This is a genomic window from Microbacterium resistens (genome assembly GCF_031456305.1).
Taxonomy (GTDB): Bacteria; Actinomycetota; Actinomycetes; order Actinomycetales; family Microbacteriaceae; genus Microbacterium; species Microbacterium resistens_A.
This window is the reverse complement of the sequence record NZ_JAVDUM010000007.1, coordinates 109,104-129,503: the sequence shown is the minus strand read 5'-3', so window position 1 is coordinate 129,503 and position 20,400 is coordinate 109,104. Positions and strand designations below refer to the sequence as shown.

The 20,400-nt window shown below is 70.7% G+C and carries 16 protein-coding genes; 4 read left to right on the top strand and 12 right to left on the bottom strand.

Translation table 11 applies throughout. The features are described 5' to 3' along the window. Positions 1 to 62: 62 nt before the first annotated feature. The gene (locus tag J2Y69_RS09480; protein ID WP_310019966.1) at positions 63 to 1,085 is read right to left on the bottom strand and encodes a glycerophosphodiester phosphodiesterase family protein; all 1,023 of its coding nucleotides are present in this window, start codon (positions 1,083 to 1,085) and stop codon (positions 63 to 65) included. A gap of 87 nt (positions 1,086 to 1,172) precedes the next feature. On the opposite strand from J2Y69_RS09480, the gene J2Y69_RS09475 reads away from it, so the two are divergent. Together J2Y69_RS09475 and J2Y69_RS09470 are read left to right on the top strand one after the other, a co-directional pair. Continuing rightward, entirely contained in the window at positions 1,173 to 2,090 is a 918-nt protein-coding gene (locus tag J2Y69_RS09475) for a Bax inhibitor-1/YccA family protein (RefSeq protein WP_310019964.1), read from the top strand. Between the two features lie 187 nt (positions 2,091 to 2,277). Then, positions 2,278 to 2,550: a GlsB/YeaQ/YmgE family stress response membrane protein gene (locus tag J2Y69_RS09470; RefSeq protein ID WP_310019962.1), complete on the top strand. Its 273-nt coding sequence runs from the start codon at positions 2,278 to 2,280 to the stop codon at positions 2,548 to 2,550. Between the two features lie 47 nt (positions 2,551 to 2,597). Here J2Y69_RS09470 and J2Y69_RS09465 read toward each other — a convergent pair whose 3' ends face one another. Continuing rightward, positions 2,598 to 3,887, bottom strand: coding sequence for an RNA polymerase sigma factor (locus J2Y69_RS09465; protein WP_310019959.1), 1,290 nt, complete (start codon positions 3,885 to 3,887; stop codon positions 2,598 to 2,600). A gap of 1 nt (position 3,888) precedes the next feature. Next, positions 3,889 to 4,311: a YciI family protein gene (locus tag J2Y69_RS09460; protein WP_310019957.1), complete on the bottom strand. Its 423-nt coding sequence runs from the start codon at positions 4,309 to 4,311 to the stop codon at positions 3,889 to 3,891. 243 nt (positions 4,312 to 4,554) lie between these two features. Here J2Y69_RS09460 and J2Y69_RS09455 point away from each other — a divergent pair, with 243 nt between their 5' ends. Beyond that, positions 4,555 to 5,229, top strand: a complete 675-nt coding sequence (locus tag J2Y69_RS09455; RefSeq protein WP_310019956.1) for a DNA alkylation repair protein — start codon at positions 4,555 to 4,557, stop codon at positions 5,227 to 5,229. A 148-nt stretch (positions 5,230 to 5,377) separates the two neighbouring features. Here J2Y69_RS09455 and guaA read toward each other — a convergent pair whose 3' ends face one another. The 9 genes from guaA to guaB all read right to left on the bottom strand — a co-directional run bounded on the left by guaA (position 5,378) and on the right by guaB (position 18,921). Then, on the bottom strand, positions 5,378 to 6,976 hold the full coding sequence (guaA, locus tag J2Y69_RS09450; RefSeq protein WP_310019954.1) for a glutamine-hydrolyzing GMP synthase: 1,599 nt from the start codon (positions 6,974 to 6,976) through the stop codon (positions 5,378 to 5,380). Continuing rightward, positions 6,973 to 7,482, bottom strand: coding sequence for a DUF3817 domain-containing protein (locus J2Y69_RS09445; RefSeq protein WP_310019952.1), 510 nt, complete (start codon positions 7,480 to 7,482; stop codon positions 6,973 to 6,975). Before J2Y69_RS09445 ends, guaA begins: the two co-directional genes overlap by 4 nt. Before the next feature lie 107 nt (positions 7,483 to 7,589). Then, positions 7,590 to 11,717, bottom strand: coding sequence for an ExeM/NucH family extracellular endonuclease (locus tag J2Y69_RS09440; RefSeq protein WP_310019950.1), 4,128 nt, complete (start codon positions 11,715 to 11,717; stop codon positions 7,590 to 7,592). 185 nt (positions 11,718 to 11,902) lie between these two features. Then, entirely contained in the window at positions 11,903 to 12,661 is a 759-nt protein-coding gene (locus tag J2Y69_RS09435) for an SURF1 family protein (RefSeq protein ID WP_310020065.1), read from the bottom strand. A gap of 64 nt (positions 12,662 to 12,725) precedes the next feature. Further along, complete coding sequence (locus tag J2Y69_RS09430; protein WP_310020063.1) at positions 12,726 to 13,841, bottom strand: GuaB3 family IMP dehydrogenase-related protein; 1,116 nt, start codon at positions 13,839 to 13,841, stop codon at positions 12,726 to 12,728. 260 nt (positions 13,842 to 14,101) lie between these two features. Further along, the gene (locus J2Y69_RS09425) at positions 14,102 to 15,790 is read right to left on the bottom strand and encodes an ABC-F family ATP-binding cassette domain-containing protein (RefSeq protein WP_310019948.1); all 1,689 of its coding nucleotides are present in this window, start codon (positions 15,788 to 15,790) and stop codon (positions 14,102 to 14,104) included. A 434-nt stretch (positions 15,791 to 16,224) separates the two neighbouring features. Continuing rightward, positions 16,225 to 16,773 carry an OsmC family protein gene (locus tag J2Y69_RS09420; RefSeq protein ID WP_310019946.1) on the bottom strand — a complete coding sequence of 183 codons (549 nt, stop codon included), beginning with the start codon at positions 16,771 to 16,773 and terminating at the stop codon, positions 16,225 to 16,227. Between the two features lie 267 nt (positions 16,774 to 17,040). After that, complete coding sequence (locus J2Y69_RS09415) at positions 17,041 to 17,316, bottom strand: DUF2277 domain-containing protein (protein WP_310019943.1); 276 nt, start codon at positions 17,314 to 17,316, stop codon at positions 17,041 to 17,043. 102 nt (positions 17,317 to 17,418) lie between these two features. Next, positions 17,419 to 18,921 (bottom strand): IMP dehydrogenase, encoded by a 1,503-nt coding sequence (gene guaB / locus J2Y69_RS09410; protein WP_310019941.1) that lies wholly within the window; start codon positions 18,919 to 18,921, stop codon positions 17,419 to 17,421. Between the two features lie 218 nt (positions 18,922 to 19,139). Here guaB and J2Y69_RS09405 point away from each other — a divergent pair, with 218 nt between their 5' ends. Further along, on the top strand, positions 19,140 to 20,399 hold the full coding sequence (locus J2Y69_RS09405; RefSeq protein WP_396653071.1) for an ABC transporter permease subunit: 1,260 nt from the start codon (positions 19,140 to 19,142) through the stop codon (positions 20,397 to 20,399). Position 20,400: the final 1 nt, after the last annotated feature.

The window sequence follows — 20,400 nt, the reverse complement described above, 5'->3', positions numbered from 1 at the left end:
GACGGGACGGGATGGTCGGGACGGGACGGGATGGTCGGGACGGCCGGTCGGGACCGGGCCGGTCAAGGGCGGACGGTCGCGCCGGCCGGACGGGAGCGGAACGCCGCGACGCCGAGATCCGGATGGTCCACGAAGACCCCGTCCACGCCGGTCGCCGCGATCCGCGCCCATTCCTCGGCGAAGTCGCCGAACGCACCGTCGCCTCCCGCCCGTCGATGGGGGCCATCGAGGAACGCGTTCTCCGGGCGGCAGGTCCAGGTCAGGACGCTCAGCCCCTCCGCGTGCGCCTCGGCGGGCAGGCCCGGCCGATCGAGGAGGATCCGCTTGTCCACGCTGATCCCGTCCACGCGACCTGCGAGCCGGGCAAGGCCGCCGGGCGAGATCTGCTCCGCATAGGTCTCCACGGGCGCATCCTCGTCCGCACCCTTAAGGGACACCAGGTCGAACGGCGCGCCCGCCGCCTCGATCAGATAGATCAGCTCGGCGGCAAGACCCCGGTCCCGGATCCGGTCCAGGACCCCGGCCTCGAACGACTCGATCCAGAGCGGCAGCACACCATCCGCCCATCCGGACGCCCGCAGCTCGCGCTCGACGAGGTCGCCGACGTCGAACCCGAGGGCGGCGAAGGAGGTGGCGTGCTTGATCTCCACCACCACCCCGATCGCCCGCGACCGCTCCGCCGAGGCTCGCCGCACGAGGTCCAGCACGTCGGACAGCCGCAGGATCGGCTCGACACCGTCGAAGGCCGCACTTCCCGGCCGCAGCAGGGGAAGGCGCTCCCGGCACCGCAGGTCCGACAGCTCCGCCCAGGTGAAGTCCTCCGCGAACCAGCCGGTCAGCTCCTCGCCGTCCACGCTCCCACGGCGTCGGCGGTCGGCGAACTCGGGATGGTCGGCGACGTCGGTGGTGCCGGAGATCTCGTTCTCATGGCGGACGACGAGCACGCCGTCCCTGGTGGGGACCACGTCCGGCTCGACCGCGTCGACGCCCATCCCGATGGCGAGCTCATAGGACGCGCGCGTATGCTCCGGACGATAGCCGGGCGCACCCCGATGGCCGATGACGAGCGGGATCTGGCGGGTCACGCTCTCAGCGTAGAACACCCACCGGGCGTGCCGTCCCGGTATCGTAGAAGGAAGCGTCGACCTAACCCCCGGGAGTGAGGCCACTCAATGAGCAACTTCGCGTTCAACAACCCTGCCTTCAAGGAACAGGATCCGCGCAATGTCGCGACCTATCCAGGCAACCCGCAGGCGGGTGCCCAGGCGGCGTCCGCCACGCACGCCGGCATGAACGCCGCGGTCAACGCGCAGCTCGAGGGCATGTACGCATCCCCCTCGGCCGGCGCGATCGAGACCGACCGGATGACGACCGAGGACACGGTCTGGAAGACCGCCGGCCTCTTCGCCATCCTCCTCGTCACCGCCGTCGTCGGCTGGGTCTGGACGCTGGGCGGCGTGGCCGTCCCGGTGGCCGACCCCTACAACCGCCCCGCGGTCAACATGTTGCCGTGGATCATCGGCGCGCTCGTCGGCTTCGTCCTGGTGCTGGTCATCTCCTTCACCTCGCGCAAGAAGGTACGCCCCGCGCTGATCTGGGCCTACGCCGCGTTCGAGGGCCTCTTCATCGGCGGCATCTCGGCGTTCTTCGAGGTCCAGTGGCCCGGCATCGTCATGCAGGCGACGCTCGCCACCCTCGCGGTCGTCGGCGTGACGCTGGCCCTCTTCGCGAGCGGCAAGGTGCGCGCCTCCAAGAAGGCCACCAAGGTCTTCATGATCGCGATGCTCGGCTACGCCGCCTTCTCGCTCCTGAACGTCATCCTGATGCTGACCGGTGTGGTCCAGGACGGCTTCGGCCTGCACAGCCAGATCAAGATCATGGGCATCCCGCTGGGTCTGATCATCGGCGTGCTCGTGGTCATCATGGCCGCCTACTCGCTCGTGCTGGACTTCGACCAGGTGCAGCAGGGCGTCCGCAACGGCGCACCGCGCGTCTACGGCTGGCTGGGCGCCTTCGGCATCATGGTCACGGTCGTGTGGCTGTACGTCGAGATCCTGCGCATCATCGCCATCGCCCGCGGCAACAACTGACGCACGCTCCTCGAAGGGCCGCTCTCCACGGAGGGCGGCCCTTCGTCGTGCACGGCTCCTACGAGCTCTCGCGGCCCCCTGCATGCCCGAGGCGGGCGCACACCCCCTTGTCCCCGCCGCGTGAACGGCGCACCCTGGAGAGAGAGGCGACGCCCCATCGTCGCCCGTGACGGGAACGGAGCCACCCATGGGATTTCTCGCATTCCTCGTGCTCGGCCTGATCGCCGGCGCGATCGCCAAACTCATCCTCCCCGGCAAGCAGGGCGGCGGCTGGTTCGTCACACTGCTGCTGGGCGTCGTCGGCGCGATGCTCGGCGGCTGGATCGGTGGCCTCCTCTTCAACGTCGGCCTCAACGAGTTCTGGAGTCTGTCGACCTGGCTCCTCGCGATCGGCGGTGCGATCATCGTGCTGCTGATCTACGGGCTGATCGCCGGACGCTCCCGCTCCCGGGCCGAGTGACCCGAGGCCGATGACCGTCCGCCGTCCGCGGCGGACGGTCATCGTGCTCAGCCGCGCGCCTTCTCCTCGAGCACCGCCCGCTCCCGGTCGTTCCCGGCGAGCGCGGCGGCCATGGCGAACTCCGACCGCGCCTCCTCCTCACGTCCGAGCCGACGCAGCAGCTCGCCTCGGGTCGCCGGGAGGAGGTGATAGCCGCGCAGGGCGCCGGAGGCGGCGAGCCCGTCCACGATCCGCAGCGCGGAGGCGGGCCCCGTCGCCATCGCGACGGCGGCGGCACGGTTGAGCTCGACGACCGGTGACGGTGCGATCCGCCCCAGCGCCTCATAGAGCAGGACGATCCGCTCCCAGTCCGTCTCCTCGACCGACGGCGCCACCGCGTGGCATTCGGCGATGGCGGCCTGCAGGGCATAGGAGCCCCTGCCGCGGCCGAAGGCATCGGCACGGGCCAGCGCCGCCCGCCCCCGTCGGATGCGATCCCGGTCCCAGCGGCTCCGGTCCTGATCCGCGAGGAGCACCGGGTCTCCGGCGGCATCGACCCTGGCCGGGAAACGAGCGGCGGTCAGCTCCATCAGCGCGATGAGCGCGAACGCGTCGGGCTCCCTCGGGACCAGCTCCGCCAGCACCCTGGCGAGCCGGATGGCCTCGCGGCCGAGGTCGGGGCGCAGCCAGTCCGCCCCTCCGCTCGCGGTGTGGGCCTCGTTGAAGATCAGATAGAGGACGCCCAGGACGGCCCCCAGGCGCTTGGGGAACTCCTCCCTCCCCGGCACCTCGAAGGGCGCCTTGGCCGCTGCGAGCGTCTTCTTCGCCCGGACGATCCGCTGCTGCACGGTTGCCACGGGGACGAGGAAGGCCCTCGCCACCTCCTCGCTCGAAAGCCCGCCGACGACCCGCAGCGTGAGGGCCACCCGCGCCTCGCGGGAGAGCACGGGGTGGCAGGCGATGAACACGAGCCGGAGCACGTCGTCATCGATCGCATCGGGGTCCCAGGGCATCGCGTCCGCGGACTCCGCCTGCTCCTGCTCCCGGTCGTGCGCGATCGTCGCGATCCGCTCGTCGTAGCGTTCACGCCGGCGCCAGTCGTCGATGGCCCGTCTCTTCGCGACCGCCGTGAGCCAGGCCGCGGGATTGCGGGGAACCCCGTCGCTCGGCCACCGCTCCAGCGCCTCGGCGAGCGCCTCCTGCGCGAGATCCTCGGCATGGCCGAAGTCTCCGGTGTACCGGGTCAGGGTCGCGACGATCCGTGCGGACTCGATGCGCCAGACGGCGGCGACGGACCGCTCCACCCCGGACCTCTCGGCCCCGGAGCGGTCCGTCGCCGACTCGTCCCCGGAGGTCATCTCAACGGCCGGCGCGCTCGGCGTCCTCGCGCCACCCGGCCTCCTTCTGGATCCACTCGTTGTCGGCCGGGAAGTCCTCCATCTCGGTCACACGGCGCACCTCCAGGAAGGCGCCGGGTCCGAGCGGTGCGCGCGAGGCCCACTCCGCCGCCTCTTCACGGGAGGACGTCTCGATGATCCAGAAGCCGTTGAAGAGCTCCTTCGTCTCGCCGTACGGGCCGTCCGTGATCAGCGGCTGCTCGGCGGAGAAGTCCACGACGAAACCCTCGGCGGCGTCGGTCAGTCCTTCCCCGGCCAGCAGGACTCCGGCCTTGATCATGGACTCGTTGTACTTCCCCATCGCCTCGATGACCTGCTCGAACGGGATGTCCTTGAACGCCTCGACGCCCTGGTCGTTCGCACGCATGATGAGCATGTACTTCATGATGATCTCTCCTTGATCTCGGGATCGCCTTTCGACCCTCTCACTGAAGACGTCGAACGGGAAGCAGCCGGATCGACACATCCGCCGAAATTTCTTCTGAGGCCCCTCCCGGCGACTCGGCGCCCGGCGACTCGATGTCCGGTAACTCGACGTCCGGTAACTCGACGTCCGGCAACTCAGGGTCGACGCCGCCGGGCGCGGGCGACGGCGCTGCCGCGGGCGCGTCGGCTCTATACTCCCGCTGTGACATCCTCCGACGCGCTCGTGATCGAGATCCGCGCCGCGCTCCGCCAGGCGGCGGACCCGGCGCTCGCCCCCGGTCAGCAGGCCTACATGAAGTCCACGATGCCGTTCCTGGGCGTCCGGGTGCCCGCCGCCCGGGCGACGACGCGTCGCCTCGCGCGCGGAGTGAAGGATGCCGGGGTCCTCCGCGCGGCCGCGCTGACCCTGTGGCGCGAGGCCGGCTTCCGCGAAGAGCGATACGCCGCGACCGAGCTGATGGGCCTCCGGCCGGTGCGCGGACGGCTGGACGCCATCGAGGTGCACGAGGAGATGATCAGGACGGGCGCCTGGTGGGATCACTCGGACGAGGTCGCGCATCGGCTCGCCGAGACCCTGGACGCGCATCCGATCGAGACGACCGCGCTCCTTCGCCGATGGCTGGCCGATGAGGACTTCTGGATCCGGCGCGTCGCGATCATCGCCCAGCTCGGACGGAAGGACAGGACCGACCTTGCCCTGCTCGTCGAGGCGATCGAGACGAACATCGACGACCGCGAGTTCTTCATCCGCAAGGCGATCGGCTGGGCGTTGCGCGAGGTCGCCAAGACCGACCCGGACTGGGTCCGCGCGTTCGTGGAGGCCCATCCCGCGCTCTCCCCGCTCTCCCGCCGCGAGGCCCTCAAGCATCTGTCCTGAGCCCCGCCCGCCCGGCCCCGCTCCCGAGGCCCGCCCGCGAGCCCCCTTCTCCCCGCGAAACTGCAACTGCGCCCCGAGACTGCGGAAAAATCGCGCTGTCTCGAGACGCAGTTGCAGTCTCGCGGCTAAGGGAGGAGCGACGCGGGGGTCACTCCCACTCGATGGTCCCCGGCGGCTTGGAGGTCACGTCGAGCACGACGCGGTTGACGTCGCGCACCTCGTTCGTGATGCGGTTGGAGATCTTCGACAGGACGTCGTAGGGCAGGCGGGTCCAGTCCGCGGTCATCGCGTCCTCGCTGGAGACCGGGCGCAGCACGATCGGATGGCCGTAGGTGCGACCGTCGCCCTGGACGCCCACCGAGCGGACGTCGGCGAGGAGGACCACCGGGCACTGCCAGATCTCCTGGTCCAGGCCCGCCTTGGTCAGCTCCTCCCGCGCGATGGCGTCGGCCTCGCGGAGGATCTCCAGGCGGTCCCGATTCACCTCGCCGATGATGCGGATGCCGAGACCGGGGCCGGGGAAGGGCTGGCGTCCGACGATCGCCTCGGGGAGCCCGAGCTCCCGGCCGATCGCGCGAACCTCGTCCTTGAACAGGGTGCGCAGCGGCTCGATGAGGGCGAAGTCGAGGTCGTCGGGGAGCCCGCCGACGTTGTGGTGCGACTTGATGTTGGCCGTGCCCGTCCCTCCGCCGGACTCCACCACGTCGGGGTACAGGGTGCCCTGCACGAGGAACTTGATCGGAGCGCCCTCGGCCTTGGCCTCGTCGACGAGCTCGCGCTGGACCTTCTCGAACGCGCGGATGAACTCGCGTCCGATGATCTTGCGCTTCTCCTCGGGATCGGTCACGCCGGAGAGATGGCCGAGGAAGGTGTCCGCCGCATCGACCGTGATCAGACGAACGCCGGTCGATGCCACGTAGTCCTGCTCGACCTGCTCGCGCTCCCCCTTGCGGAGAAGGCCGTGATCGACGAACACAGCGGTGAGCTGGTCGCCGATCGCCCGGTGGACGAGGGCGGTGGAGACCGCGGAGTCGACACCCCCGGAGAGCGCGGAGATCACCCGGGCATCCCCCACCTGCTCGCGGATGCGCTCGACCTGCTCGGCGATCACGTTGTCGCTGTTCCAGTCGGCGGGCAGGCCCGCCCCCTTGTGCAGGAAGTTCTCGATCACCTGCTGCCCGTGATCGGAGTGCTTGACCTCCGGATGCCACTGGACACCGTAGAGATGACGCTCCTCGTTCGCGAAGGCGGCGACCGGCGTGGCCGAGGTCGAGGCGAGCACCGCGAACCCCTCGGGGGCACGGGAGACCTGGTCCCCATGGCTCATCCAGACGTTCTGCGCGATCGGCTGGCCGCCAAGGAGCGTTCCGCCCTCGCCCTCCAGGGTGGCGTCGGTCGCGCCGTACTCGCGCAGGCCGGTGTTGGCGACCTCGCCGCCGAGCGCACGCGCCATCACCTGGAATCCGTAGCAGATGCCGAGCGTCGGGACGTCCAGGTCGAAGACCCCGGCGTCGAGCTGCGGCGCGCCCTCCTCGTACACCGACGACGGTCCGCCGGAGAGGATCAGCGCCACCGGGTTCTTCGCGGCGATCTCCGCCGCGGTCGCCGTGTGCGGCACGATCTCGCTGTAGACGCCGGCCTCGCGGACTCGGCGGGCGATCAGCTGCGCGTACTGCGCGCCGAAGTCGACGACGAGGGCGGGACGCTGGGCCGTCGTGTTCGCGTCGGCGGGAGTGTTCTCGGTCACCGGGAGCCTTCCGTGGCGGGAGTGGAGTCGGAATCGGCGTCCGACGGGTACGGGTTCGCGGAGGCGGCCTCAGCCTCTTCGCGCCGGGCGAGGGAGGCCTTCACCTCACGGGCGACGATCGCCTCCATGAAGAAGGAGAGCAGCGGCACGACACCGCCGAGGGCGAGCAGGAGGAAGCGCAGGAACGGCCAGCGCATCAGGCTCCACACGCGGAAGCAGGCGAAGAGGTACACCACGTAGAACCAGCCGTGGGCGATGAGGATCAGCAGCGAGAGGTTCGCTCCGTCGCCGGTGGACTCCAACCCCTTCGGCCCTTCCACCACCGGGGCGAGCCACAACGGCCCGCCGGATCCTCCCGCGAAGAGCTCGAGGTGGATCGGCGTGTACTTGAGCACCATCTCGGCGACCAGCAGGAGCAGCATGACCCCGGTGATGATCGACGCGACCTGGTAGAGCTTCAGTGCACCGCGGATCGCCGGAAAGCTGGCGACTTTCGGTTCGGGCATGTCCCCTAGTCTAGCCGCGCCGCAGCAGGGCTCCCACGGCGCGGACGGCGACGCCCGCCGCCACCCCGAAGGGCGACGGCGGGCGTCTGCAGGGTGTGCTCCGCGTCCTACTCGACCCGCGCGCGCCGGCGGGCGGCGACGAGGCCGAGGCCGACGATCAGCAGGAGCGCGGCGAGCAGGGCGTACGGCCCCGCCTCCGCGCCGGTGACGGCCAGGCCGCCCCCGCCGTGGCCGTTGCCACCCCCGTTTCCGTTCCCGTTCCCATTGCCATTCCCGTTCCCATTGCCATTGCCATTGCCGTTGTCCGCGCCCTTGGCGACGGTGATCGGGATCTCGACCGTGGTCCCCGAGCCGTCGACCGATGCGGTCAGCACCTGGGGGCCGGTGAGGCCGGCCGGGACCGTGAACACGAGCGTGGCGCGTCCCGCCTCGTCGACGGCGTCGATGACGGTCGGGTCGACCGCCCCGGTGGCGACGGACTTGCCGTCGAGCGACAGCGTCACATCGCCCGGCGCCGGCTCACCCGCGCTGAACGCCAGCGAGGAGAGCGAGACGGTGACCTGCTCGCCGGCCTTGTACCCCTCGGGACCGGCGGCGGCGCTGAGCGTGACGCCCACCGCGCGCTGCGCGAGATCGGGGGTCGCGACCTTGTTCTGCGCGAACCAGTCCACCGTCGACTGCAGATCCGACCGCCCGGTGTCCTTCTTATCGGTGCCCTCGGCGAAGGTGAAGAAGCTGTCGCCGCCGGCCGCGAGGAAGGAGTTCGCCGCGACCGTGTACGAGGCCGCGGGGTCGAGCGGCGCACCGTTGAGCGTGATGCTCGTGATGTGCGCCCCGGCCTCCGCCGTCGGGTCGTACGTGTAGGACAGCCCCTCGGAGAGGCCGAGCTTCAGGAACGGACGCGCCGACCCTGCCGGCTGCCACTGCTCCTCGAGCACGCTCTTGAGCTGCGCGCCGGTGAGCTTCAGCGTGACCAGCGTGTTGGCGAACGGCTGGACGGTCGCCGCCTCCCGATAGGTCACGTTGCCGTCCGGGTCGCCCTCGCCGCCGGAGGCGTACGAGAGGTTGGCCCTGATGCCGCCGGGGTTCATCAGCGCGAGATCGGCACCGGTCGCCCACTGGTGGACGTCGGCGACGAAGTTCCCGATCGTGGACTCGCCACCGCGGTTCTCGGTCTTCCCGTCGCTCTGGCGGGCGCGGTTGAAGTCGGCCGTGATGGAACCGACCGGCGTGGCGCCGAGCTCGTCGGCCTTCTTCTTCGCGTCGTCGACGATCCCCTGCACCGCAGGGTCCGCCGGGTAGAGCGGCTTCTTGTCCTTCGTGAGCGGCTTGATCTCGTTGCCGATGGAGAGGATCTCCTTCGTGCTCGGGTCGACCTTGATGTCCATGAGGCCGACGTTCTCGCCGTACTGGCCCGCCGAGACGACGGGGCGTCCGTCGATCACGTGGTTGTAGGCCAGGTGCGTGTGCGCGGAGACGATCGCGTTGACCTCGGGCGTCACGCCGTAGACGATCTCGCCGAGGCGGGAGTCCGGGGTGATGCTGGAGACGTCGACGGTCGTCGCGCCCTCGTGGACGAGGAGGATGATCACGTCCGCCTCGCCGTTGGCCGGGTCGCCGTCCTTGAGGCCTGCGGCCACGGCGTTGACGGAGTCCACGATGCTGCGGACCTCGAGGCCCTTCATGCCGTCCGGCGACACCAGCGTGTCGAGGTCCTCGGTCACCGCGCCGATGAAGCCGACCTTGACGCCCTCGACGTCCTTAACCCAGGACGGGGCGAGAGCGGGCTCACCGGTCTCGGTGAGGAAGACGTTCGCGCTGAGGTACTCCCAGTCGGCCCGGTCCTGCACGCGGTCGCGGAGGTCGGCCCAGCCCTGGTCGAACTCGTGGTTGCCGGCGGCGCTGACCTCCAGCCCCGCGGCGTTCAGCGCGTCGATCGTCGGGTTGTCGTCCTGGATGAACGAGGTGAACGTCGAGGCGCCGATGAGGTCGCCCGCCGCCGCGAAGATCGTGTTGGGGTTCTCCGCGCGGAACTGCTGGACGGCTCCGGCGAGCACCGCGGCCCCCGCCGACGCGTTGTCCGCCTCGATGCGACCGTGGAAGTCGTTGATCGTCACGACGTTGATGTCCACCGGCGTCGCGGCCGTGGAGAGGCCGACGAGGATGGGGTCGTGATCGCTCGACCGGAACGGGGTCCCGGCCTCGGTGGCGGGGTACGCGTAGCCGCGGTCGCCCCACTCCGGCGAGTTGATGCCCCAGACGCCGGTGCCCGTGATCGACGACGCCAGCGAGGGCGAGGCGATCACATGGTCGAGGGAGCCGAGCTCCCCGTCGAACGAGTAGGTGTACTGCCCCGGGGCCTTGGCGGGCACGAGGTCGGTCCAGCCCGCCTGGGCGAAGACGTCGATCGGGTCCTCCTGGCCGTACGCGTTGAAGTCGCCGATGAGCAGCAGGTCATCGCTGCCCGACCGGGTCTTCAGGTCCTCGGTGAAGGCGAGGAGCGACTGCGCCTGGGCGACGCGGTCGGCGTTGAAGAAGCCCTGGCCGTCGGCCGGCTCCGGCCCCGCGCCCTTCGGCGGGGACTTGGACTTCAGGTGGTTCGCGACCACCGTGACGACCTTGCCGCCGACCTCGAACGTCTGCGCGATGGGCTCGCGGGCGTTGCCCCACACCGTCTCATCGATGACCGTGGCGCTCTCGCCCTTCGGCGTCACCGCGCCCTTCTTGTAGATGATGGCGCTGCTGATGGCGTCCGTGATCGCGGGGTTGGCGAGCGCTGCGGGCGTGCGGACGTAGTCCCACACGTCCGATCCTGCGGCCTCGTTGAGGCCGGCGACCAGATCGGCCAGCGCCGAGTCCAGCGGCTTGCCGAGCTTCGGCCCGTTCTCGATCTCCATGAGCGCGACGATCTCGGCGTCGAGGCCGTTGATCGCCGAGACGATCTTGGACTTCTGGATCGCGAACTGCTCCGCCGTGGCGGCGCCCCGCGCATCGGGGTTCTCGCTGGTCAGCGTCGTGAAGTAGTTGTAGACGTTGAACGACGCCACCTGCACGTCGCCGCCGACCTGGGGCGCCGTGTCCTGACGCGGGTTGGTCGCGGTGAACGTCGGCTTGTGCGATGCGGCGCTGCTGTCGTCGATCGGCACGACCGGCTGCAGACGCCAGTCGTCGAAGCCGTACTGCAGGATGCTGCCCTCGGTCGGGAACACGACCGTGTCGCCGTTGCGGACGACCGTGTCCTCGGTGAAGTAGGGCTGCTCGCCCGGGTGGTTCTTGTTGGTGACCTGGAGCGACCAGCCGTCGTCGAGCAGGATCCGGTTCGCCCGGTTCGCGGCAGCGATGGCCGCCGCGGCGTCGCCGGGACGCGTGGTCTCCGTGCTCTTGACGTTGAGGTCCTCACCGGCGTTCAGCCAGAGGGTGCCGAAGTTGTAGAGCTGGTGGCTGGAGGCGAGGCGGTAGCTGCCGGACGGCGCGACGAGCATGTTCTCGTACTGCTCGCGGTCGGCGCCGACGACCGTGTCGGGGAGCGGCGTGACCGCGGGGACACCGACCCCGGGGGTGACGACGGCCACGTCCGCGACGGCGGAGGGGTTGATCTGCGTCTGTCCGAAGTACTCGCTGACCGCGCCGGTCACCGAGACGAGGTCGCCGATCGCGAGCGACGGCGCGAGCGCGTTGAGGTAGACGAAGACGCCGTCCGAGGCGCCCGGGGTCTTCGTGTCGCCGCCGATGCCCTGCGTCTGGATGACGATGCCCTTGTATCCGCCGGTCCGGTAGTCGGCGGTGACGACGCCCTGGACGGTGACGGTCTGGCCGGCCAGCGGCGAGGCGTCGGCCGTGCCCTGGACCTCGGCGATCGTGTGCGTGGGAGCGGCGACAGCCGCGAGCGCTGCGTCCTGCGGAGCGGCGGAGACCTGCGGCGCCGCGGGAGCAGCAGGAGCCGAAGGCTCAGGAGCAGTGCCCTCAGGGGCAGTGCTGTCAGGAGCAGTGGTCTCCGGGGTCACCGTCTCCGTGGGGGCCGGTGCCTGCTCCGGCGCGGACGGCGCGGGGCTCGGGGACTCCGAGACGAGGGTGGTCTGCTCGGAGCCGGAGTCCGCCGCGAAGGCGGGAACGGCGCCGAGGGCGCTCGCCGCGAGGGCGACGGATGTGGCCAGGGCGAGAGCGCCGATGCGCCCCCTCCCCCGGGAACGGGATGACGACGACTCGGTGCGGTCGTCGTCAGGGGCGGACATCATCAGGCTGTCTCCTCGGTGACGGTCGGCGGCGCGCTCTCGTGAACGGCCGCGCACGTCCCTCCGCGCACCACCGGACACGGGTGCTCCGACGGCGAGAGACGTACGCCTGCGACCTTAGGAGAAGCCGGGGACATTCCTCAAGGGTGTTCGCCGGTTCGTCACCTTCCTGTCACGAGGCGGACGGATCAGGCGTCGCCCGTGCGCTCCTCGAACTCCTCGACCTCGCGCTCCCACGCATCGCGGGCGAGCCGGTACCAGAGGTAGAACGCGAAGCCTGCGAAGACGGCCCACTCCGCCGCGTAGAACACGTTGAGCCAGTTGACCGGGGACTGCTCGATCGGAGCGGGGGAATCGATCCTCGCGAGACCGCCGGACGGCTCGGCCGCGGTGAGGTACGGGCGGTAGACCGCGAGCTCCTCGACGCCGTGCCAGCGTCCGAGCAGCATCGCCGGGGACATCCGGTCCATCCGGTCGGGCTCCCCGCGGGGCGGGGCCTTGCCGCCCTCGTCCGGGATCAGCCGGCCGCTGAGCTCGACGACGCCCCCTGCCTCGCGGTCGAGCCGCTCGACGGCCTCGGCCGCCGTCTTCTCGTCGGGGGCCCAGCCCACGGCGACCGCGAGCGAGGTCGGCTCCGGGGCGTTCGCGATCCGCAGCTGCCCGGTGACCCAGTACCCCTGGACGCCGTCGTTGAAGCGCGAGGCGACCACGAGGAAGTCACCGGGGACCCACTCCCCCGTCGTCCGCACGCGCTGGCCGACCGACGGTGCGGGCAGATACGCCCCCGGCTTCACGACCTCGTCGAGGGGCAGCACCTCCTCGGTCGCCCCCGGCGGGGTCGGATCGCTCTCGACCGCTCGCCCGAGCTGCCACTGCCCCAGCCAGGCGAAGACCGCGGCGACCACCAGGCACAGGACGAGCATCCCGATCCACCGGCCGCGGAGCATCACCTCGCGGAGGGTCGGCGGGAACTCCTGCGTCGCCGGCGGGATGGGGGTGGTCACGGCAGGGTCAGCGCTCGTACGGTGCCAGCACGACCTCGACGCGCTGGAACTCCTTCAGGTCGGAGTAGCCCGTCGTGGCCATCGACTTGCGAAGGGCACCGATGAGGTTCGCCGTGCCATCGGCCACCGGCGCCGGCCCGTAGAGGATCTCGTCCAGCGCGGCGACGCCCTCGACCGCCACGCGGCGTCCGCGCGGGAGCTTGGCGTGGTGCGCCTCCGGCCCCCAGTGGAAGCCCTTGCCCGGCGCATCGGTGGCACGGGCGAGCGCGACGCCGAGCATCACGGCGTCCGCGCCCATCGCGAGCGCCTTGACGATGTCGCCGGACGTCCCGACGCCGCCGTCCGCGATGACGTGGACGTAGCGGCCGCCGGACTCGTCGAGGTAGTCGCGGCGGGCGGCGGCGACGTCCGAGACCGCCGTCGCCATCGGCGCGTGAATGCCCAGCGTCGCGCGCGTGGTGGACGCCGCGCCGCCGCCGAAGCCGACGAGGACGCCCGCGGCGCCGGTGCGCATGAGGTGGAGGGACGCGGTGTAGGTGGCCGCGCCGCCGACGATCACGGGGACGTCGAGGTCGTAGATGAACTTCTTGAGATTCAGCGGCTCGGCCACGCTCGAGACGTGCTCGGCGGAGACCGTGGTGCCGCGGATGACGAACAGGTCGACGCCCGCCTCGACCACCGTGCCGTACAGCTCCTGGGTCCGCTGCGGGGTGAGCGAGCCCGCCACCGTGACCCCGCCCTCGCGGATCTCGGCGAGACGCTGCTTGATCAGCTCGGGCTTGATCGGCTCGGCGTACAGCTCCTGCATCCGCACCGTGGCCTGGGCGTCGTCGAGGCCGGCGATCTCGTCGAGCAGCACCTGCGCGTCGTCGTACCGGGTCCACAGGCCTTCGAGGTCGAGCACGCCGAGACCGCCGAGGCGACCGAGGGCGATCGCCGTCTGCGGGCTGATCACCGAGTCCATCGGCGCGCCCAGCACCGGGATCTCGAACGGGAACGCGTCGATCGTCCACGCCGTGGACACGTCCTCGGGATTGCGGGTCCGCCGCGAGGGCACCACCGCGATGTCGTCGAACGTGTACGCGCGGCGGGCGCGCTTGCCCCGGCCCAGATCGATGTCCATGCTCACGCCTCCACCCTACCCGGGATGCCTTTCGGCCCCCTCGGAACCATCCTCCGCGGAGCCCTGACCGCCCCCGCGCGGGACGGATGGCGCCCCGATGGCGCCCATGCGCGGGACGGATGGCGGGAGAATCCCCGGATGGCGGGCAGACCGCCCGGATCCGGCCCGCCATCCGGGGTCATGCCCGCCATCCGGACCAGAGGCCCGCCCGCGACACCCGACTCACCGTGCCGGTCACCCCGCCCGCCTCGCCCTGCCCGTCACCGCGCCCGGGCGACGCGGCGCTCGTCCCAGACCGGCTCATCGGCCTCGTACACCGCGCCGTCCGCGCCGAAGACGAGGAACCGGTCGAAGGAGCGCGCGAACCAGCGGTCGTGGGTGACGGCGACGACCGTCCCCTCGAACCGCGCGATCGCGTCCTCCAGCGCCTCCGCCGATTCGAGATCGAGGTTGTCCGTCGGCTCGTCGAGGAGCAGCAGGGTCGCGCCGGAGAGCTCCAGCAGCAGCACCTGGAAGCGCGCCTGCTGGCCGCCGGAGAGCTGGTCGAAGCCCTGCTGCGCCTGCCGCACGAGGCCGTAGCGGTCCAGCGCCGAGCTCGCCGCGTCGCGCGGCATCCCGGCACGCCGCTCGTCACCGCGGTGGAGGATCTCCAGCAGCGTGCGCCCGACGAACTCCGGATGCGCGTGCGTCTGCGCGAACAGGCCCGGCACCACCCGGGCGCCGAGCACGGCCGTCCCGGAGTGGGCGACCGGGCCGAGCCGCTCGCCGGCAGAGGTGAGGTGCCCGTGGGTCGGATCCGGATCGCTGCCGCCCCGCGCGAGGAGTCTCAGGAAGTGCGACTTGCCCGAGCCGTTGGAACCGAGCACCGCCACGCGGTCCCCGAACCAGATCTCCGCGTCGAACGGCCGCATGAGACCGGTCAGCTCCAGGCCCGTGCTCACCACGGCGCGCTTTCCCGTGCGCGCCCCGCGCAGCCGCATGTCGAACTCCTGCGACGGCGGGCGCTCCTCGGGAGGGCCCGCCTCCTCGAACTTGCGCAGACGCGTCTGCGCGGCCTGGTAGCGCGAGGCGAAGCCGTCGTTGGCCGACGCCTTGACCTTCAGGGTCGCCACCAGGGTCCTGAGCTTCTCGTGCTGCTCGTCCCAGCGCCGGCGGAGCTCGTCGAGGCGGTCCATCCGATCGATCCTCGCCTGATGGTAGGTGGCGAAGCCGCCGCCGTGCACCCATGCGGTCGCCCCGGCGCCGCCCGGCTCCAGCGTCACGATGCGGTCCGCGGCCCGTGCCAGCAGCTCGCGATCGTGCGAGACCAGCAGCACGGTCTTGGGGGACTCCCGCAGCTGCTCCTCCAGCCATCGCTTGCCGGGGACATCGAGGTAGTTGTCCGGCTCGTCGAGGAGGAGCACGTCGTCCGGCCCGCGCAGCAGCGCCTCCAGCGCCAGGCGCTTCTGCTCGCCGCCGGACAGGGTGCCGAGGTCACGGAACCGCGCGCGCTCGTACGGGATGCCGAGCGCCGCCACGGTGCACTGGTCCCAGACCGTCTCGTGCTCGTACCCGCCGGCGTCGGCATACTCGGCGATCGCCGTGGCGTAGCGCATCTGGGTGTCGTGCTCGTCGTTCTCGATGAGCGCGTTCTCGGCGGATTCGAGCGCCTCCGCCGCGGCCCTGATCCGCGCCGGCGCGACCCGGATCAGCAGGTCCTGCACGGTCGTCCCCGCCTCGCCGTGCCCGATGAACTGGTCCATCACGCCGAGGGACCCGTCGATGGTGACCACGCCGGCGTCGGGCGCGATCTCACCGCGGATGATCCGCAGCATCGTCGACTTCCCCGCGCCGTTCGGCCCGATGAGCGCGCTCGTCGATCCCGCGCCGACCCGGAACGCCGCCTCGTCGAGCAGTGGCCTCCCGTCGGGCAGGGTGAGCGAGACGCCTGTCACGTCGATGTATCCCACGGCGGAGCCGTCCTTCCGCCCGCCGTCGTCCTGCAGGGTCGCGAGCCTTACAGACTATCGGCTCCCGCACGCCCCGCCGTCCCCCGCCCACGTCCCGCGTCCCTCCTCACCCGCCGCCCTGCGCCGCGTCTGGTCGCCTTGCACCGCGTCCTGCGCCGCATCGCGTCCCACCCGTCGCCTTGTGCCCGCGTCCCGTCGCCCTGCGTCCCATCCGTCGCCTCGCGCCGCGTCGCCTTATGCCCGCGTCCTGTGTCCGTCCCGCCCTTGCGCCGCATACCTTTCCGTTCCCGTCGCGAAATCTGCCGCATCGGGCCGAAAAAGACGGCAGATTTCGCGACGGGAACGGACCAGCGGGCCGGGAACAGCGGGACGGGACCAACGAGACGGGACCAGCACGGCGGGGTCAGCAGGGCAGGAAGGGGGCGGAGACCGGCTCAGGCGAGGGCGCCGGAGGTCGGCACCGGGTTCACGAAGAGGTCGAGCACGGGGCAGTGCTCCTCGACGACGGTGCGGAGCTTCTCGTAGTCCTCCGCAGTATCGGGGCCGGTGACCTCCACGCGCACCCGAACATCGTGGAATCCGGCACGACCGGACTCGTCGATCCCGAAGAGCTTGCGCACGTCGAGATCGCCCTCGGCCGTGATCCGGATGTCGTCGATCGTGAGCCCCAGTGCCTGCGCGTAGAGCCGGAAGACCACGACCTGACAGGAGACGAGGGCGCCGAGCGCATACTCGACGGGGCTCGCCGCCGCATCGTCGCCGGCGAGTCCCGCCGGCTCGTCGACGAGGAAGCGGTGCTTGCCCGCGCGGATCTCGGTCCCGACGGACCCGATCCCCCGCCCGGTGACCTTGTAGGTGAGCGCGGCGTTCGAGGGGTCGGCGTCGATGCGTTCGGCCCAGGCGGCGCCGGCGTCGGTGAGGCGACGGGCGCGCTCTTCGGCGGCGATCTCGGGGATGGCGGTGGAGTCCTGGAGAAGGGTCATGGCGCGACCGTAGCGGGAGCCGGCGGCACCGCGCCGGCTCCGCGTCATACGGCGCAATCCCGGGTCATCCGCCGTCATAGGACGTCTCGGATCCGCAACTCCCTCGCGCCGGGCCGGACATGGATGCACGACCCGGACACGGACGCACGACCGATCCGGCCGATCGGCCGTGCAGACGCACCACGATCGTGCATCCGGCATGGGACGACGCGGACGCAGAACGCCGGACGATCCCGGAACAGAGAGGTCAGGGAGGGTCAGGGACGGTCAGGCGGCGTAGCGGCCGGAGGCGATCGCCTTGGCGCGCTTCTTCTTCGCCTCCTCCTCACGGTTCTTCGGCGGCGTCGTCGCGACGAGCTCCTCGAGCAGATGCTGCGTCACATGCGCGATCTCGGCGACGGCGCGGTCGAATGCCTCCTGATTTGCCTTCGAGGGCCTGGTGCTCCCGGCGATCTTGCGCACATACTGCAACGCGGCCACCTGCACCTCCTCGGAGGTCGCGGCGGGCTCGAAGTTGTGAAGGGTGTGGATGCTCCGGCACATGCCGCACAGGCTACGCCGGGGCACCGACGCCCACCAGCCTCGGAAGCCGCCAGCCCAGGGAGCCAACGGTAAGAAACCGCACGTGCCCCCCAGGCAGGCCGGCTACTTCTTGTAGTTCGGCGCTTCGACCACGATCTGCACGTCGTGCGGGTGGGACTCCTTCAGCCCGGCGGCGGTGATGCGGACGAAGCGGCCCCGCTGCTTCAGCTCCTCGACCGTGCGCGCGCCGACGTAGAACATCGACTGCCGGAGGCCGCCGACGAGCTGATAGGCGACGGCCGAGACGGGACCGCGGTACGGCACCTGTCCCTCGATCCCCTCGGGGATGAGCTTGTCGTCGCTGGGCACGTCCGCCTGGAAGTACCGGTCCTTGGAATAGGAGGTCTGCTTGCCCCTGGTCTGCATCGCGCCGAGCGAGCCCATGCCCCGGTACTGCTTGAACTGCTTGCCCGCCTGGAAGACGATCTCCCCCGGGGACTCGTCCGTCCCGGCGAGGAGGGAGCCGAGCATCACCGCGTCCGCACCGGCGACGAGCGCCTTCGCGATGTCCCCCGAGTACTGGAGCCCGCCATCGGCGATCACCGGGACGCCGGCGGGGGCGGCGGCCAGCGAGGCCTCGTACACGGCCGTGACCTGGGGGACGCCGACGCCGGCGACGACCCGGGTGGTGCAGATCGAGCCGGGACCGACGCCGACCTTCACGGCGTCGACGCCCGCGTCGACGAGCGCCTGCGCGCCCTCGCGGGTCGCGACGTTGCCGCCGATGACGTCGATGTGGTCGAAGGAGCTGTCGGCCTTGAGGCGCCTCACCAGGTCGATCACGCCCTGCGACTGTCCGTTAGCGGTGTCGACGACGAGGACGTCGACACCGGCGTCGCGCAGTGCCTCGGCGCGCTCCCAGGCGTCGCCGAAGAAGCCGATCGCGGCCCCCACCCGCAGGCGCCCCTGGTCGTCCTTGGTCGCGAGCGGGTACTTCTCGCTCTTGTCGAAGTCCTTGATGGTGATGAGCCCTGCGAGCTTGCCGTCGCCGTCGATCAGCGGCAGCTTCTCCACCCGATGACGGGCGAACAGCGCGATCACCTCTCCCGCGGCGACGCCGACGGGGGCCGTCACGAGCCCCTCCGTCGTCATCACGTCGCGGACGAGCGTGGTCTGGCGCTCGAAGCCGGAGACGAACCGCATGTCGCGGTTCGTGACGATGCCGAGCAGGCGCCCGTCGGGGTCGACGACGGGGAGGCCGGAGATGCGGTACTTGGCGCAGAGGGCGTCGACCTCGTCGATCGTCGCCTCGGGCGTCGTCGTGATCGGGTCGGTGATCATGCCGGACTCGCTGCGCTTGACCCGGTCGACCTGCGTGGCCTGGTCGGCGATGGAGAGGTTGCGGTGCAGAATGCCGAGACCGCCCTCGCGGGCCATCGCGATCGCCATGCGGGCCTCGGTGACCGTGTCCATCGCACTGGAGAGCAGGGGCGTCGCGACGGAGATCCGGCGGGTGACCCGCGAGGACGTGTCCGCCTCGCTCGGGATCACGTCCGTGTGCCCCGGAAGCAGCAGCACATCGTCGTAGGTGAGTCCGACGAATCCGAACGGGTCGTGCTGCTCCATAGGGGGCTCCTCTCGCGTTTGTCAATTGTAAGCCGCGACAGGTCGCGTTCATTCCCCTCCCCAGGTCGCATCCGCGAGGGTGATCACATCGTGATAGGCGATCGTCCGCTCTCGGGTTACGCTCAGAGTCCTGCGGAGCAACGATGCGCCGCAGACGCACTCACCGTGGAGGATGCGTGAGACAAGGGACTACCGCCATCACCCCTGCCCGACGATGGCTGGTCGCACTGGTGTGCGCGCTGCTCGCCGCCGTGGTTCTGGTGCTTCAGGCGCCGGCTGCGGCGCTCGCGGACGACCAGGAGAAGACGGACTTCTACTTCGCCGGGATCATCTCCCATGACGACAAACCCATCGAGGGCGTCGTGGTCGCGATCGAGGGCAACGGGTTCAAGGCCGAGACCGAGACCGACGCCGAGGGGAAGTGGCGCCTGTACGTCCCCGAGAAGGCGACCTACACGCTCACCGTCGACGAGTCGACGCTGCCGAAGGGGGTGATCGTCGCCGGGGAGTCGGCCTCCCAACAGGTGGAGTTCGGCCTGACCGGGACGAAGATCATCAACCTCTTCCTCGGAGAGGGAGAGCGCGAGACCACCTCCTTCCTCGATCAGCTGCTCTCCCGGCTGGTGGGCGGGCTGAACTTCGGCCTCCTGCTGGGCCTGGCCGCGATGGGCGCGGCGCTGATCTACGGCACGACGAGGCTGTCCAACTTCGCGCACGGCGAGATGGTGACCTGGGGCGGCGTGGTCGCCCTCATCGTCAGCTCCCTCTGGAACCTCCCGCTGTGGCTCGGCATCATCGCCGCCGTGATCGGCGGCGCGCTCCTGGGCTGGGCGATGGACGCGGGGCTCTGGCGACCGCTCCGCCGCCGGGGGCTGGGCGTCGTCCAGCTCATGATCGTGAGCATCGGCCTCTCGCTCGCCCTCCGCTACGCGCTGCAGTACATCATCGGCGGCGGCACCTACCAGCTGCAGGGCGCGAGCCCCACCCCGATGCAGTTCGGCCCGATCTCGCTGTCCTACATCGACCTCATCGCGATGGGCACGAGCCTCGTCGCCATCCTCGCGATGGCGTTCTTCCTCACCCGCACGCGGATCGGCAAGGCGACGAGGGCCATCTCCGACAACCCGCAGCTGGCTGCGGCGTCCGGGATCGACGTCGATCGCGTGATCCGCATCGTCTGGATCCTCGCGGGCGTGCTCGCCGCGATCTCCGGCATCCTCTGGGCGTACTTCCGTCCGGGGGTGAAGTGGGACATGGGCATGCAGATGCTGCTGCTGATGTTCTGCGCCATCACGCTCGGCGGACTGGGGTCGGCCATCGGCGCGCTCATCGGCTCGCTCGTCGTGGGCATCGCGGTCGAGGTCTCGACGCTCTGGATCCCCTCGGACCTCAAGTACGCGAGCGCCCTGGTCGCGCTGATCGTGATCCTGCTGGTGAGGCCGCAAGGACTCCTCGGGCGCAAGGAAAGGCTGGGCTGAC

What these genes read in the sequence shown, in the direction of transcription:
- J2Y69_RS09475 (WP_310019964.1), top strand. Translation starts at nt 1,173, where the DNA reads ATGAGCAACTTCGCGTTCAACAACCCTGCCTTCAAGGAACAGGATCCG.
- J2Y69_RS09470 (WP_310019962.1), top strand. Translation starts at nt 2,278, where the DNA reads ATGGGATTTCTCGCATTCCTCGTGCTCGGCCTGATCGCCGGCGCGATC.
- J2Y69_RS09465 (WP_310019959.1), bottom strand. Translation starts at nt 3,887, where the DNA reads ATGACCTCCGGGGACGAGTCGGCGACGGACCGCTCCGGGGCCGAGAGG.
- J2Y69_RS09460 (WP_310019957.1), bottom strand. Translation starts at nt 4,311, where the DNA reads ATGAAGTACATGCTCATCATGCGTGCGAACGACCAGGGCGTCGAGGCG.
- J2Y69_RS09445 (WP_310019952.1), bottom strand. Translation starts at nt 7,482, where the DNA reads ATGCCCGAACCGAAAGTCGCCAGCTTTCCGGCGATCCGCGGTGCACTG.
- J2Y69_RS09440 (WP_310019950.1), bottom strand. Translation starts at nt 11,717, where the DNA reads ATGATGTCCGCCCCTGACGACGACCGCACCGAGTCGTCGTCATCCCGT.
- J2Y69_RS09435 (WP_310020065.1), bottom strand. Translation starts at nt 12,661, where the DNA reads ATGCTCCGCGGCCGGTGGATCGGGATGCTCGTCCTGTGCCTGGTGGTC.
- J2Y69_RS09430 (WP_310020063.1), bottom strand. Translation starts at nt 13,841, where the DNA reads ATGGACATCGATCTGGGCCGGGGCAAGCGCGCCCGCCGCGCGTACACG.
- J2Y69_RS09420 (WP_310019946.1), bottom strand. Translation starts at nt 16,773, where the DNA reads ATGACCCTTCTCCAGGACTCCACCGCCATCCCCGAGATCGCCGCCGAA.
- J2Y69_RS09415 (WP_310019943.1), bottom strand. Translation starts at nt 17,316, where the DNA reads ATGTGCCGGAGCATCCACACCCTTCACAACTTCGAGCCCGCCGCGACC.
- guaB (WP_310019941.1), bottom strand. Translation starts at nt 18,921, where the DNA reads ATGGAGCAGCACGACCCGTTCGGATTCGTCGGACTCACCTACGACGAT.